The sequence below is a fragment of the Mycoplasma phocoenae genome, assembly GCF_012934855.1.
Taxonomy (GTDB): domain Bacteria; phylum Bacillota_I; class Bacilli_A; order Mycoplasmatales; family Metamycoplasmataceae; genus Metamycoplasma; species Metamycoplasma phocoenae.
In genome coordinates, this window is record NZ_CP051481.1 from 295,825 (window position 1) to 309,947 (window position 14,123).

Here is a 14,123-nt window from a genome sequence, read left to right on the forward strand (position 1 = left end):
CTATGTCAAGAATAGTTATTGCCTTAGGTGGAAACGCATTAGGAAACAATCCAAGCGAACAAAAAGAATTAGTAAAATTACCAGCTAAAAAAATTGCTGAATTAGTTAAAGCTGGACACGAAGTTATCATTGGACACGGAAACGGACCACAAGTTGGAATGATTTTCAACGGATTCGTTGCTGCACACGAAGTTAACGCTAAATCACCATTAGTACCATTACCAGAATCAGGAGCTATGTCTCAAGGTTACATTGGATACCACATGGTTAGTGCAATTTCAAATGCATTCAAAGATGAAAACTTAACAGAAAATGAAGTGTTATACATTTTAACTCAAACAATCGTTGATAAAAACGATAAAGCATTTGCTAACCCAACAAAACCAATCGGACCATTCTTTGCAACACGTGAAGCTGCTGAAGAAGCAAACCCTAACTCAACAATCGTTGAAGACGCAGGACGTGGATTCAGAAAAGTTGTTGCATCACCATTACCAATTAACTTTGTTGGAATTAACCAAATTACTAAAGCTATTGACAACGGTGCTACTGTTGTTGTTGGTGGAGGTGGGGGAATTCCTACAATCGTTGACGAAAATGGACACATTGATGGTACAGACGGTGTTATCGATAAAGACTTTGCATTAGCAAAATTAGCATCATTAGCAAAAGCTGATTACTTTGTGGTTTTAACAGCTATTGATAACGTTATGGTTAACTACAACAAACCAGATCAAAAAGCTCTAAAACAAGTTACAGTATCAGAATTAAATGAATACATTTCACAAAACCAATTCGCACCAGGAAGTATGTTACCAAAAGTTCAAGCTGCTATTAAATTCGTTGAAGATGGTGGAAAAGCTGCTTTCATCGGAGATTTAAAAGATCTTGAAGATATCATTAACGAAAAAACTGGTACAAAAATTACAAAATAATTTAATAAAAAAAACACAGAGTAATCTGTGTTTTTTTATTGTGTTTTTTACACAAAAAATACTGAATATGAATGCTTTTTAAAATAAAAAAGCTGAATACAGCTTTTAGTATGTTGCGTTGTGGTAAACTTCTTGAATGTCATCATCATCTTCTAATAAAGATAAGAATTTTTCAAAACTTTCAACTTTATCTTCGGGAATTTCGATTTCCATATTTGGAACAAAGCTTACTTCAGCTGTTGAAAAGTTTTCAATGCTAAATTCATCTTCAATAGCCTTTTTAAGATCTTGAAAATCTGATGGTTCAGATAAGATAATGTACTGATCATCTTCTGTTTGAAAATCAAGTGCACCATTATCTAAAGCGTGCATCATCAAGTCTTCTTCACTGGCTTGTGTTTCACTTTTTAAAATAACCAAAACACCACGTTCATCAAATACGTATGGAATTTTACCGCTTCCCATTTGTCCATTTACTTTATTAAAATAATGTTGAACGTTTGATGCTAAACGATTGAAATTATCTGTTAGACAAGTAACGATAAAATTTGTTCCTCCGTAAGCTGTAGCTGTGTAAATGTATGATTTATAATCACTACCTTCTTTAGAACCTCCAGCCCCTTTTTGAATAGCTTTTTCAATGTTTGCTTTAGGCATTGAACGTGCTTTTGCTTTTGCTATCGCCATTCTTAATGAAGGGTTAGCATCTGGATCTGGACCACCTAAAGATGCTGCAACCATTATTTCTTTTGAAAATTTTTGAAAAATTTTACTTCTTGCAGCGTCTTGTGCAGCTTTATGGTGTTTAGTTGTCGCTCATTTTGAGTGTCCTGACATTTTTACTCCTTTGTAATAAATATTCTAAATTATATAAAAAAGATTCATTTTTAAATTAAATACGCAAACTTAAAATAAAATAAAGAGTATGAAAATACAAAATTTAACATTAAAAGACATATCAAAAACAGTTGATATTAGTAAACACAAACTATTAATTAATGAATTGAAGATGTTTATAAAGAAATCTGTTGAAAAAGCCAAAGTTAATGGAGTTGTTTTAGGGATAAGCGGAGGTATTGATTCAACATTTTTAGCTTATTTAATGAAAGATGTTTTTCAAGAAAAATTAGAACTTTATTCAATTTCTATAAACGAACTAAATAAAACGGAATTAATTTCTAAACAACATGCGCAATTAATTGAAAGAGATTTACAGCATAAGGTCACTTATATAGATTTAACAAACACATTCAATACTTTTAAAAACGAATTGAATATTGATGATGAATATGTACTTTCTAATCTGAAAGCAAGATTAAGAATGACCTCTCTTTATGCTTATGCTCAAAAAAACAAAAAAATCGTAATAGGCACAGACAATTTTAATGAATGATACTTAGGATACTTCACCAAATATGGTGATGGCGGTTGCGATTTATTACCAATAGCTAAAATTAAAAAAAGTGATATTTACATAATGGCTAAAATATTGAATATTCCAGAAGAAATCATAATCAAAAAACCATCAGCAGATTTATGAGAAAATCAATCTGATGAAGATGAATTAGGTTTTAGTTATGATGATTTTGAACAATACATCTCAGATCCTACTCAATTAACATCAGATGTTAGAACCAAAATTGAAAATCAACACAATAGAAACATTCATAAATTAGTTCCAATACCTATTGGTCCAGAATTGAAAGAAAATTAATATGCGTATTGAAAAATTAATTGGGCACATGACTAGTTATTCTCGGCAAGACATAAAAAAACTAATTAAAAAAGGTTTAGTATTTGTTAACGGAAATCAAATAAAAACTAGTGTTAATGTCAAGGAAAACACTGATATCATAGAAATAAATAAACAAAAAATAACGTATAAAGAGCATCAGTATTTTTTATTTAACAAACCTAAATATTGCATAACAGCCAATTACGATAAATTCAATAAAACAATATTTGATTTTATTGAATTAGATCGAGATAAATTTTTCGCATATGGTCGCTTAGACTATGACGCCCAAGGTTTATTAATCATAAGTAATGACGGTGATTTAGGACACAAATTATTAAGTAAAAAATATCATGTACCTAAACTTTATTATGTTGAAACTACTGAACCTATAGATCCACAAAAAATAATAGCTCATGGTCAGAATCCAATTGTATTAGATGATGGCACAATTATTGACGAATATGAGTTTACTGAAATTACACCCGCATATTTAAGATTGATTATTTATCAAGGTGTATTTCACCAAGTAAAAAAAATGTTAAATTTTTTTGATTATGAAGTTAGTTTACTCAAAAGAGAAAAATTCGGCTCACAAACGCTGGATAAAAATCTCGGTGAAGGCCAGTACCGCGAATTGACAGACACTGAGTTATTGAATTTGAAAAAATGCACTGAAAAAAAATAATAAAAAGCCGGCTTTTTATTATTTTTTTATATAGATTTAATAAATTCTTTAAAATAAACGTGATAAACAATGCTTGTTATTTTTAATCTTATTGCAAAATATTTTAAATCATCTTTTTGAATTTGGTTTATTGAATTTAAATTAAAAATTATTTTAAATTTGCTTCATGGTTTGACTCATAAATTATATAAAAGTACTGATAATAATAAGCAAGCAACACCGATCAAAATAAAGTAATACGGAGAGAATGATGAATTTTTAGAAAAATCTGTCAACGCTGCTACAAATATATAAGCAAATAAAGAAAATATACCCGCTAAAAATACAATACAACTAACTGATATTCAAATAACGAACATAATGCTTGAAATTTTAGCTAGTTTTAAATTATGTTTCATAAAACCTCCTTTTTTTAATTAAATTATATATTAACTAAAGGTTTAATTTAAAAAATGCATAAAGCAAAAATGCTTTTTGATCACTTATATAAACGGTATTTATAAGGTTTTTTATTAAAAATAAAACCTTTTACCAATAGTCTGCTTTTTATTCATATAAAATGGGGCAATCTTATATAATTTAGATTATGATTAAAATTAAAAATTTATATTACAAGTATCCAGAGAGCGATAATTATGCGCTTCAGGATGTTAATCTTGAAATAAAAAAAGGTGATTATGTTGCAATATTAGGACACAATGGATCTGGAAAAAGTACGTTGTCAAAATTAATTAGTGCAATATATAAAGCAACTGAAGGAGAAATATCAATTGACGATATCGTTTATTCTCGTGAGACATTAACTCAAATCAGAAGAAAAATCGGTATTGTATTTCAAAATCCAGATAACCAATTTGTAGGTGCAACAGTCGAAGATGATATTGCTTTTGGATTGGAAAATAAAAACATTCCTCGTGATAAAATGCGTGACATTATTTTTAATTATGCAAAAATGGTTTCGATGGAAGAACATTTAGATAGGGAACCACAAAACTTATCAGGTGGGCAAAAACAAAGAGTGGCGATCGCATCAACATTAGCACTGGATCCAGATATTATTATTTTTGATGAAATTACATCAATGTTAGATCCAAAGGGTAAACATGATATTTTATCAATTTTGCATGATTTAAATGATAACACTGATAAAACCTTGATATCGGTTACACATGACATGGATGAAGCAATCTTGGCTGATACGTTATTAGTATTTAGTGGCGGAAAATTGGTTGCATCAGGTAGCCCGAAAGAAATATTAAAAAACAAAGAAATCGTTGAATTAGCAAAAATAGATTCACCATTTATTTATAAATTAAGTGATTCATTAGAAGGTATAGAACCAACATATAATGAAGAGGAGTTGATTGAGGCAATATGCAAATAAAAGTTGAAAATATTTCAAAAGAATTTGATAAAAAACTTCCTACATATATCAAAGTTCTTAAAGATGTATCAGTTGAATTTAATGAAGGTGAAGCGATTTCAATAATTGGACATACTGGATCAGGTAAAACAACATTTATTGAACATTTGAATGCTTTATTGTTGCCTGATACTGGAAAAATAACGTTTACTAATGTTTCTATACCACATAAAAAATGATACGAGAGTGCTAAAAAAATAGAGATTGTAGAAACTGATATCGAAATAGTTAATACAAAACGTAAAATTAAAAATATTAAATCAGTAAGAAGCGAAGTTGGGGTAGTATTTCAATTTGCCGAATATCAATTATTTGAAGCAACCATCGAAAAAGATATTATATTTGGACCTGTATCAATGGGTACGCCTGTCAAAAAAGCTAAAGAACTAGCTGAAAAATATATTGAAATGGTAGGGCTGCCAAAAAGTTATTTAGGGCGTAGCCCATTCAATCTTTCGGGTGGACAAAAACGTCGTGTAGCATTAGCTGGTATTCTTGCAATGGAACCAAAATTTTTAATTTTAGATGAACCTACAGCAGGTTTAGATCCAGTAGGTGTTGAGCAAATGCTTCAACTATTTTATGATTTACACAAAAAAAACAATATTACAATAATTATTGTTACTCATGATTTAGATAATGCATTACGTTGAACAAATAGATGTTTAATGTTTAAAGATGGAAAAATCGTGAAAGATGATGACACATATAACGTATTAAATGACACTCAGTTATTGATAGACAATGATTTAAAACCAACTCAATTATTAACATTCGCAAATCGTTTGAGAGAACGTGGTGTACCGATTGGAAAAGTTACAAATTTAGAACAATTGTCTGAATCTATTCAAGAATATTTAAGAAACAAATAAGGAGGATACATGAATGCAATTATTGGTAAATATGTCAATTTAGATACAATAATCCACAAAATGGATCCACGTTTGAAATTCCTAGCAAATATCTTATTCATTGTTTTATTATTTGTTACTGATTCATTTTTAATATTAGCTTGTATGATAGCTTTAATAATGTTTTTATATGTTATTGCAACAAGATCATTTAGATCGTTAATTAAAAAATTCAAAATGCCACTGTGAATTGGTTTATTCTTATTCTTTGTAAATATTTTTACAATAAAAGGAGCGCCAGCAAATTACATTCCAATATCTTCAGACATGAATGTTGATAGCTATGTTATTTGAAGAGGCTATACAATAATAAATGATACTTATTTTGCACCATTCGAATTCTTACAAATTACTAAATTTACTTTAATTAGAACGACGAGTATTATTGCTCGTATCTATGGAATAATATTGGTTACGACTATACTAACATTTACTACTAAATCAGTTTTATTAACAAAGGCAATCAATGATTTATTAAAACCACTGAAAATGATTAAATTTCCTAGTGAAATAATAACTATGATAATCAATATTGCCTTACGTTTCATTCCAACATTATTAGATGAAGCTAACCGTATTATGAAAGCGCAGTCTTCACGTGGAGTAGACTTTAAAAACGGTAAGGGCAAAGATAAGGTCAAATCTTTTATAACATTAATAGTTCCTTTATTTGTTTCTTCATTTTCAAAAGCAAATGATTTAAGTGATGCTATGACAGTAAGGGGTTACGAACCTTATAAAGCTAGATCTGAATACCGTTTCTTATCAGCAAATTGATTTGATATTTTATCAATGTTCGTATTAGTGGGATTAACAGCAATGGTTATTGTATTTCAAATAGAAGTGATACCTATGCCGCAATGATTTGTTTATTCATACATGAAAGTTTAAAATGAGTAAAAATATTAATAAACAATACATAGTTGAATTACGCAACAAAATAATCAAATGAAATCATGCCTACTTTGATTTAGATGCGCCAATTGTTGAAGATGCAATTTATGACAAAGCTATAATTGAATTGCAAAAACTTGAAAGCGAGTACGCGCATTTATTCACTGAAGAAGAATTGCTCAATTCACCGACTGCAAAAATAGGAGCGAATGTGAATACCGCATTTGCTAAAGTTACTCATAATGAACCAATGCTATCTTTGCAAAAATCATACGAACAATCTGAAATAGAAAAATGACAACAAAACATTGAAAAAGTATTGAATAAACCATCCTATTTTATTGAACCAAAAATTGATGGTTTATCAATTTCATTACATTATTCTAACGGAAAACTACGTCAAGCACTGACACGTGGTGATGGTTTAATTGGTGAAGATGTTACACATAACGTTTTAGTTATTGAAGATATACCTAAATCCATTGATTATAAAGAAGATGTAGAATTTCGTGGTGAAATTTATTTAAAGTTAAGTAACTTTGAAATACTTAATGCTCGTCTAGAAAAACAAGGTATGAACAAGTTAGCTAATCCAAGAAATACTGCTTCAGGTTCCATTAGACAATTGAATTCAGACATAGTAAAAGAAAGAAATTTATCTTGTTTTATATATTCAGTAATTGAACCCATGAAACATAATTTAAATACTTTAGACAGCATTAATAATTTCATTAAAACACACAATTTCAAAACCACTGGATTAGAAAACCATGTTTATTCTATTACTGAAATTATGGATTGAATAGAAGAATTTAAAATTAAAAAAACACATTTGGATTATGAGACTGATGGTGTTGTCATTAAATTGAACGAAATCAATTTTTATGACGAATTAGGAAGCACACAAAAATATCCAAGATGAGCTATAGCTTATAAATATGAACCCAATGTTGCAACCACAGTTATGAAAAATATATTTTTAACTGTCGGTAGAACAGGGATGGTTACATATAATGCAGAATTAGAACCTGTTGAATTATCGGGTTCAATAATTAGTGCAGCTACATTACATAATTATGATTACATTTCCTCTTTAAACATTGATATCAATGATTTAGTTTATATTAAAAAAGCTGGTGAAATCATTCCGAAAGTTATTTCAACCGTTAAATCTAAAGATAATACAACATTTAAGCGAGCAACACATTGTCCATTTTGTAACAGTGCATTGATTGATTCAGAAACGGGTATTGATCAATATTGTGTCAATAAAAATTGTCCTGAAATAAATTTAAAAAAAATAATACATTTTTGTTCAAAAACTGCAATGGACATCGTTTCTTTAGGAGAAAATAATATTGAGTTTTTTAATAAAATGAATATACTGAATTCATTTACAGATATTTATAAATTAAAAAATTATCGCGAAAATTTAATAAAAATTAAAGGGTTTGGAGTTAAAAGTATTGACAAACTTATTGAAAACATCGAAAATAGCAAAAACAATTCATTGGAAAAATTAATTCATGCATTATCAATTAAATTGGTTGGAGAAAAAATTGCTTATTTTTTAGCTAGTCAAATCAAAAAATTATCAAATTTATTAACTTTCGATTTTAATTCTCTTTTAGCTTTTAATGAAATAGGGGAAAAAATTGTTGCTTCATTATACGAGTACGTGAATGATATTGATAATAAAAAAATCGTTAATGATTTAATAGACGCGGGCTTGGATTTAGAATTTAAAGACAATATAAAATCGTTCAAATTAATTAATTATTCTTTTGTGATTACCGGTACGTTAACACATTCAAGAAACAAAATTCAAAAAATGTTAGTAAGTAAAGGTGCGAAGGTAACAAATGTAGTTACGAAAAATACAAGTTTTTTAATAACTGGAGAAAAAGCTGGCAGCAAACTATCTAAAGCTAGAGCTTTAGGTGTCCCAGTTATTTCGGAAGAAGAATTGTTTGAACAATTTTTAAACTAAAAAAACGTTCCTATTAACACAGGGACGTTTTTTATTAATTATTTGTTTTTTTCAACAAGCTGTAGATCTCATATATTTTCAATCTTATCAGTATCCATGACGTATCTAGATGCACTAATTATTGAAGCTTCTAAATATGAATATGAAGGCTTGTTTGGATTTAATTTTGAGTAATATTCAATCAATTCTTCCGAATATTTATTAGCTTGACATTCAATTGCTTCAAAATTATATTCATTCATAAATACTCTATTTAATTTAGGTTTCACTGGTGCTGTTGTTTTTGCATATCCAACTGCTAAACCAATAACTGGATAAGCCTTTCCCTTGATATTTAAAATATCGATTAATTCATCAACAATTGTACGAACAAGACCTAAAAAGCAAGTACCCAATCCGTTTGCTATAGCAATATCTTGTAGCATTGTAGCTTGAATAAAAGCATCACCAATTCCGACTGTAAATGACTCAGAAGAATTTGATTTGTATTTATATTCTGGATATGTTTTCTTAGCTAATTCCATTCTATTGTAATCAGCCAAAAAGACAACAAGCATTTTAGCTTTTGATAAATGATTCATATATTTACTTGTTTGCGAAAGTTTTTGCAACAATTTTTTATCTGAAATAACTATTGCAGATGAAGAAAATCAGTTGGAGCTAGTTGGCGCCAATTGAATAGTATTGATTAATTGATTCATTATTTCTGGCGAAATTTCTTTTGATTCATCAAAATCTCTGACACTTGTTCTTTCTAAAATATTTTTATAAAAATTCATGATAATCCCCCTTTTGTTTTTATACTTTTATTAATTATATTCTTTTAAATAATTTATTTTAATTTAGTTAAACAATATGAAATCGTTTTTGTAAACAAAAAAGAATGCATTACCAGTTTAAAAAAAATTTAACATTGTATAATAATATTTATTTATTAATTTCAAGGAGTGGATAATGTATAAAAAAATAGAATTAAAAGATAAAGAAATTGAAAGCTTAATTAATAAAGAATCAATTAGACAAAACGAAAATATTGAATTAATTGCTTCTGAAAATTACGTTTCAGAAGATGTTATGAAAGCTGCTGGTTCATGTTTAACAAATAAATACGCAGAAGGATATCCAAATGCTAGATATTATGGTGGTTGTGAATTTGTTGATGAAATTGAAAAAATTGCTCAAGAACGTGCCAAAAAATTATTTGGATGTAATTTTGCGAATGTTCAACCATATTCAGGCTCAGTAGCGAATGCAGCTGTGTATATGGCATTATTAAATCCTGGAGACAAAATTTTGGGATTGAAACTTGAATCTGGTGGACACTTGACTCACGGATACAGTATTTCATTCAGTGGTAAATTTTATGAATCGCATTCATATTCAGTAAATGATGAAGGTATACTTGATTATGATGAGATAGAAAAAATAGCACTTAAAGTACGACCTCAAGTGATTGTTACAGGATATAGCGCATATTCACAAATTATAGATTTTAAACGTTTTAAAGAAATCGCTGATAAAGTGGGAGCATATTTATTTGCTGATGTATCACACATTGCTGGACTTATTGTCGCAGATGCCCACCCAAGTCCATTCCCTTACGCTGATGTAGTTATGACAACAACGCATAAAACACTAAGAGGAACCAGAGGAGCTATCATTTTAACTAATGACGAAGAAATATCTAAAAAAATTAATAAAGCAGTATTCCCTGGTTGTCAAGGTGGACCTTTAGTGCACCAAATAGCCGCTAAAGCAGTAGCGTTTAGAGAAGCATTGACACATTCATTCAAATCATATGCAAACAGCGTTGTATTAAATGCAAATGTATTTTGTAGAACATTTATGGATAAAGGTGTAAAAATTGTTTCAGGAGTGACACAAAATCATTTATTTACAATCGATGTTAAAAGTAGTTATGGAATTACTGGTAAAGAAGCCGCAGCTATTCTAGATACATTAAAAATAACAGTGAACAAAAATACCATTCCTAATGACACTGAAAAACCAATGATTGCATCTGGAATTCGTTTAGGTGTGGCAGCTATGACAACTAGAGGATTCACTGAAAATCAATTTATTATAATTGCTAATTTAATTCATAAAGCATTGAGTGAACCAACAAATTTAGCACTACACGAAATAATAAAAAAAGAAGTATTGAAACTTTCTGCAGAATACCCTATTAAAAAACATTTAGTTTAAATTAAACAGCATTTCTGCTGTTTTTTTAAATGAATTTTTAAATACAAAAAAATGAATATTGTATTAAAACAATCAAAATAAATGTTAATTAGAATGCTGAACATTTTAAAATAAGCTAAACGCATAGGTGTTAACAAGGTCAATAAAAATAATGAGTTTATGTTAACTTTAAACCTCATTAATTGATTGTTTAAACAATGATTTTATAGATGTAGCAAATTTTTAGTTTATAACATAATAAACATATTCTATTGAACTTGCCAATGGGTTAAATTTAATCCAACAAAAAATCAATTACAGAATATTCAATATTAAAAAAACGCACAATCAATGTGTTTTATTAATAAAAAAAACACAGCAAATGCTGTGTAAACAATAGTAAATGCAATTATTTTGAAACGTTATATTTACGATTGAATTTTTCAACTTGTCCAGTAGCTTTTGCAGATGAACGGTTTCCAGTATAAAAAGCGTGACAACTTGAGCAAACATCTAAAGAGATTTTACTTGCAGTTGTTCCGAATTCGTGTTCTGCACTACATGATGAGCAAGTTACTTTTAGGTTTTGATATTGTGGATGAATATCTTTTTTCATATTGATTGCTCCTTTATCGTCTTTTTTGCATTTTTTATTTTATCACAAAATTTGAAAAAATATAACTTTTAATATAAATGATGTTTAGACAGCTAAAATTCATATTAATTTTTAATATATTTCATTTACTAAGTCGTTAATTCTTCAAAACCCTAATCGGTTTTTCTTTGCAAAATATTCAGCATTAATAAGGTCGTGGTAAAATTTTTCGTCCTTAGTATAAAACATATCTTTATTATTTAATGATATATATTTCACGACTGCGAGACCATTTTGCACCATTAGCAAGTTTATATTTTTAGAATTTTTAGTGAAAATTTGTACTATTTTGCGTTTATATTTATCGGTTTTTTTGTTTGTTTTAATAGTTACTATGTAATCTGATTCTTTTAGCAAATTCATAAGGAAAAGTTTGGCTTTTATAGCGTAAGTATGTTTTAAACCCTTGGTTTTTACTCACGTGTTATTGATATTTATTCTCGATTCAGGAGTGTCTATTCCATTCAAACGGTAAATTGTGTTGTTTACGTCTTTTATTGTATCTCCGTCAATAACATCAATAATTTTGATTGTTTTCAATTGAATGTTTTCATTGTTTGTTATTGAACACGAACAAACAAATAAAAACATTAATGAAATGATAAATGAGATTGTTTTTATTATATTCATAATAATAAAAGTAAAAAAAATATTGCAAAAAGCAATATTATCATTATTATCGTAAGATTGTTCAGTTACCATTTGGTAAATGTTGGAAATTACCATCAATTGTTAGTAATTTATATAATTCACCACGTTTATTTTGCATTATTTGTTCTTTTGTTAATTTTTTATCAGAATATGTTTGTATTCATGTTTCTTCAAAAAAATCTCAAACAAAATCAAATATTGATTCGAATGGTAATGAATCTTTACCGATTTTTTTAAAAGCATCAAGCGCAGTTTGTAACATTGTAATGTTATTCATTTTTACTCCTTAAATTTGTTGCATACAATTATTATATTTAGAAATTATAAAAAAATGAAGAATAGATTGAGATATATAAGGAAAGAGAAATTGAATGAATTTTTTCGATTTTCAATAATTTGATCATAAATTTGCACATTATGCGCAAATAAATTGACATTAAATCTTAGAGTAATATAATTGAATTGTATAAATGTATCATTTCTGTTTTACTTTATGCTTTTTATTTAGTTAAGTTAATACTTAAACATGGTCCATTATGTGAGAGCGATTATAGCTCAGCAAATAAGAACGCTTAAATATTAACACATTTTTTTAAAAATTAATAAAAAAATAAAAAAATCAGAGCGGTATGCTTATACAGAAAAAAATTCAAAATATTAATAACAATGTGAAAGGACAAAATGTCAGTATTTAATAAAGATTTCAACGGAATACACGTTTACAGTGAAGTTGGAAATTTAAAAACAGTTTTAGTTCACGAACCAGGTCGTGAAATTGATTACATTACACCAGGTAGATTAGACGAATTATTATTCTCAGCTATGTTAGAAACAGCTACAGCTAGAAAAGAACACCAATCATTCGTTGCATCTTTAAAAGAAAGAGGAATCAATGTTGTTGAATTAGTAGACTTAATTGTTGAAACATTTGATTTAGCTTCAAAAGATGCTCAAAACAAATTGATAGAAGAATTCTTAGAAGATTCTAACCCTGTTTTAAGCGAAGAACACAAAGCAGCAGTTAGAAAATTCTTAGTTTCAAAATCAACACGTGAAATGGTTGAATTTATGTTAGCAGGAATCACAAAATATGATTTAGGAATTGAAGCACAAAACGAATTAATCGTTGACCCAATGCCTAACTTATACTTCACTCGTGATCCATTTGCATCAGTTGGAAACGGTGTTACAATTCACTACATGCGTTACAAAGTACGTCAACGTGAAACATTATTCTCACGTTTCGTATTCGATAACCACCCTAAATTAACAAACACACCACGTTACTACGACCCTTCAATGAAATTAGCTATCGAAGGTGGAGACGTATTCGTATACAATGAAAAAACATTAGTAGTTGGAGTTTCAGAAAGAACAGACTTAGAAACAGTTACTTTATTAGCTAAAAACATTAAAGCAAACAAAGAATGTCTATTTAACAGAATCGTTGCAGTTAACGTTCCAAAATGAACAAACTTAATGCACTTAGATACATGATTAACAATGTTGGACACAGATAAATTCTTATACTCACCAATTTTATTAGACGTATTAAAATTCTGAGATTACGATTTAACAGTAGAAGGTGAAGCACAACCTAAAGAAAGTGGATTACCATTAGATCAATTATTAGAATCAATTATTGGTAAAAAACCTATCTTAATTCCTATTGCTGGAGAAGGCGCAACAAGAATGGAAGTTGAAATCGAAACACACTTCGATGGAACAAACTACTTGGCAGTAGCACCAGGAGTTGTTGTGGGATACTCACGTAACAAAAAAACAAATGCAGCTCTAGAAAAAGCTGGAATTACAGTATTACCATTCCACGGTAACCAATTATCATTAGGTATGGGAAATGCTCGTTGTATGTCAATGCCTCTATGAAGAGAAGACATCAAATAATTACTTTTTCAGTAAAAAATCTTTAATTTGTTCAGTTTTGAAAAAATATTTTTAAACTTTTTAACTGAAATATAACAAATAAAATTATAATTTAATTACATAAACCTTATAAAAATACAGTTTATGTGCACACAAACAAAAACAAACTAAAT

General features: G+C 28.5%; 15 protein-coding genes. 9 read left to right on the forward strand and 6 right to left on the reverse strand.

Annotated elements, in window-relative coordinates:
* Positions 1 to 2 precede the first annotated feature (2 nt).
* On the forward strand, positions 3 to 935 hold the full coding sequence (gene arcC, locus HGG69_RS01195) for a carbamate kinase (RefSeq protein WP_169604987.1): 933 nt from the start codon (positions 3 to 5) through the stop codon (positions 933 to 935).
* 105 nt (positions 936 to 1,040) lie between these two features.
* Here the strand turns inward: arcC and HGG69_RS01200 are convergent, their stop codons facing one another.
* Positions 1,041 to 1,772: a YebC/PmpR family DNA-binding transcriptional regulator gene (locus HGG69_RS01200; RefSeq protein ID WP_169604988.1), complete on the reverse strand. Its 732-nt coding sequence runs from the start codon at positions 1,770 to 1,772 to the stop codon at positions 1,041 to 1,043.
* Between the two features lie 88 nt (positions 1,773 to 1,860).
* Between HGG69_RS01200 and nadE the strand changes: the two genes are divergently transcribed.
* Together nadE and HGG69_RS01210 are read left to right on the forward strand one after the other, a co-directional pair.
* Complete coding sequence (nadE, locus tag HGG69_RS01205) at positions 1,861 to 2,649, forward strand: NAD(+) synthase (RefSeq protein WP_169604989.1); 789 nt, start codon at positions 1,861 to 1,863, stop codon at positions 2,647 to 2,649.
* Between the two features lies 1 nt (position 2,650).
* On the forward strand, positions 2,651 to 3,358 hold the full coding sequence (locus HGG69_RS01210; protein ID WP_169604990.1) for a pseudouridine synthase: 708 nt from the start codon (positions 2,651 to 2,653) through the stop codon (positions 3,356 to 3,358).
* A gap of 26 nt (positions 3,359 to 3,384) precedes the next feature.
* Here the strand turns inward: HGG69_RS01210 and HGG69_RS01215 are convergent, their stop codons facing one another.
* Positions 3,385 to 3,756: a hypothetical protein gene (locus tag HGG69_RS01215; protein WP_169604991.1), complete on the reverse strand. Its 372-nt coding sequence runs from the start codon at positions 3,754 to 3,756 to the stop codon at positions 3,385 to 3,387.
* Between the two features lie 188 nt (positions 3,757 to 3,944).
* Between HGG69_RS01215 and HGG69_RS01220 the strand changes: the two genes are divergently transcribed.
* From HGG69_RS01220 to ligA, 4 genes are read left to right on the forward strand one after another with little or no spacing between them, the layout of a single operon-like run.
* A complete protein-coding gene (locus HGG69_RS01220) occupies positions 3,945 to 4,742 on the forward strand; it encodes an energy-coupling factor transporter ATPase (RefSeq protein ID WP_169604992.1) in 798 nt (265 codons plus the stop codon).
* A complete protein-coding gene (locus HGG69_RS01225) occupies positions 4,733 to 5,653 on the forward strand; it encodes an ATP-binding cassette domain-containing protein (protein ID WP_169604993.1) in 921 nt (306 codons plus the stop codon). The genes HGG69_RS01220 and HGG69_RS01225 overlap by 10 nt, the downstream gene beginning before the upstream one ends.
* A 9-nt stretch (positions 5,654 to 5,662) precedes the next feature.
* Positions 5,663 to 6,583, forward strand: a complete 921-nt coding sequence (locus HGG69_RS01230) for an energy-coupling factor transporter transmembrane component T family protein (RefSeq protein ID WP_169604994.1) — start codon at positions 5,663 to 5,665, stop codon at positions 6,581 to 6,583.
* A 1-nt stretch (position 6,584) separates the two neighbouring features.
* On the forward strand, positions 6,585 to 8,576 hold the full coding sequence (ligA, locus tag HGG69_RS01235) for an NAD-dependent DNA ligase LigA (protein WP_169604995.1): 1,992 nt from the start codon (positions 6,585 to 6,587) through the stop codon (positions 8,574 to 8,576).
* A 38-nt stretch (positions 8,577 to 8,614) separates the two neighbouring features.
* On the opposite strand, the gene HGG69_RS01240 is transcribed toward ligA, so the two are convergent.
* Positions 8,615 to 9,355, reverse strand: a complete 741-nt coding sequence (locus HGG69_RS01240; protein WP_169604996.1) for a nitroreductase family protein — start codon at positions 9,353 to 9,355, stop codon at positions 8,615 to 8,617.
* Positions 9,356 to 9,530: 175 nt separating this feature from the next.
* Here HGG69_RS01240 and glyA point away from each other — a divergent pair, with 175 nt between their 5' ends.
* On the forward strand, positions 9,531 to 10,781 hold the full coding sequence (glyA, locus tag HGG69_RS01245; protein ID WP_169604997.1) for a serine hydroxymethyltransferase: 1,251 nt from the start codon (positions 9,531 to 9,533) through the stop codon (positions 10,779 to 10,781).
* Between the two features lie 388 nt (positions 10,782 to 11,169).
* On the opposite strand, the gene rpmE is transcribed toward glyA, so the two are convergent.
* The 3 genes from rpmE to HGG69_RS01260 form a co-directional block, all read right to left on the reverse strand.
* Positions 11,170 to 11,376 carry a 50S ribosomal protein L31 gene (gene rpmE / locus HGG69_RS01250; RefSeq protein ID WP_169604998.1) on the reverse strand — a complete coding sequence of 69 codons (207 nt, stop codon included), beginning with the start codon at positions 11,374 to 11,376 and terminating at the stop codon, positions 11,170 to 11,172.
* Positions 11,377 to 11,487: 111 nt separating this feature from the next.
* On the reverse strand, positions 11,488 to 12,045 hold the full coding sequence (locus HGG69_RS01255; protein ID WP_169604999.1) for a thermonuclease family protein: 558 nt from the start codon (positions 12,043 to 12,045) through the stop codon (positions 11,488 to 11,490).
* Positions 12,046 to 12,091: 46 nt separating this feature from the next.
* The gene (locus HGG69_RS01260; RefSeq protein WP_169605000.1) at positions 12,092 to 12,343 is read right to left on the reverse strand and encodes a hypothetical protein; all 252 of its coding nucleotides are present in this window, start codon (positions 12,341 to 12,343) and stop codon (positions 12,092 to 12,094) included.
* Between the two features lie 404 nt (positions 12,344 to 12,747).
* Between HGG69_RS01260 and arcA the strand changes: the two genes are divergently transcribed.
* Positions 12,748 to 13,971, forward strand: coding sequence for an arginine deiminase (gene arcA / locus HGG69_RS01265; protein WP_169605001.1), 1,224 nt, complete (start codon positions 12,748 to 12,750; stop codon positions 13,969 to 13,971).
* Positions 13,972 to 14,123 lie beyond the last annotated feature (152 nt).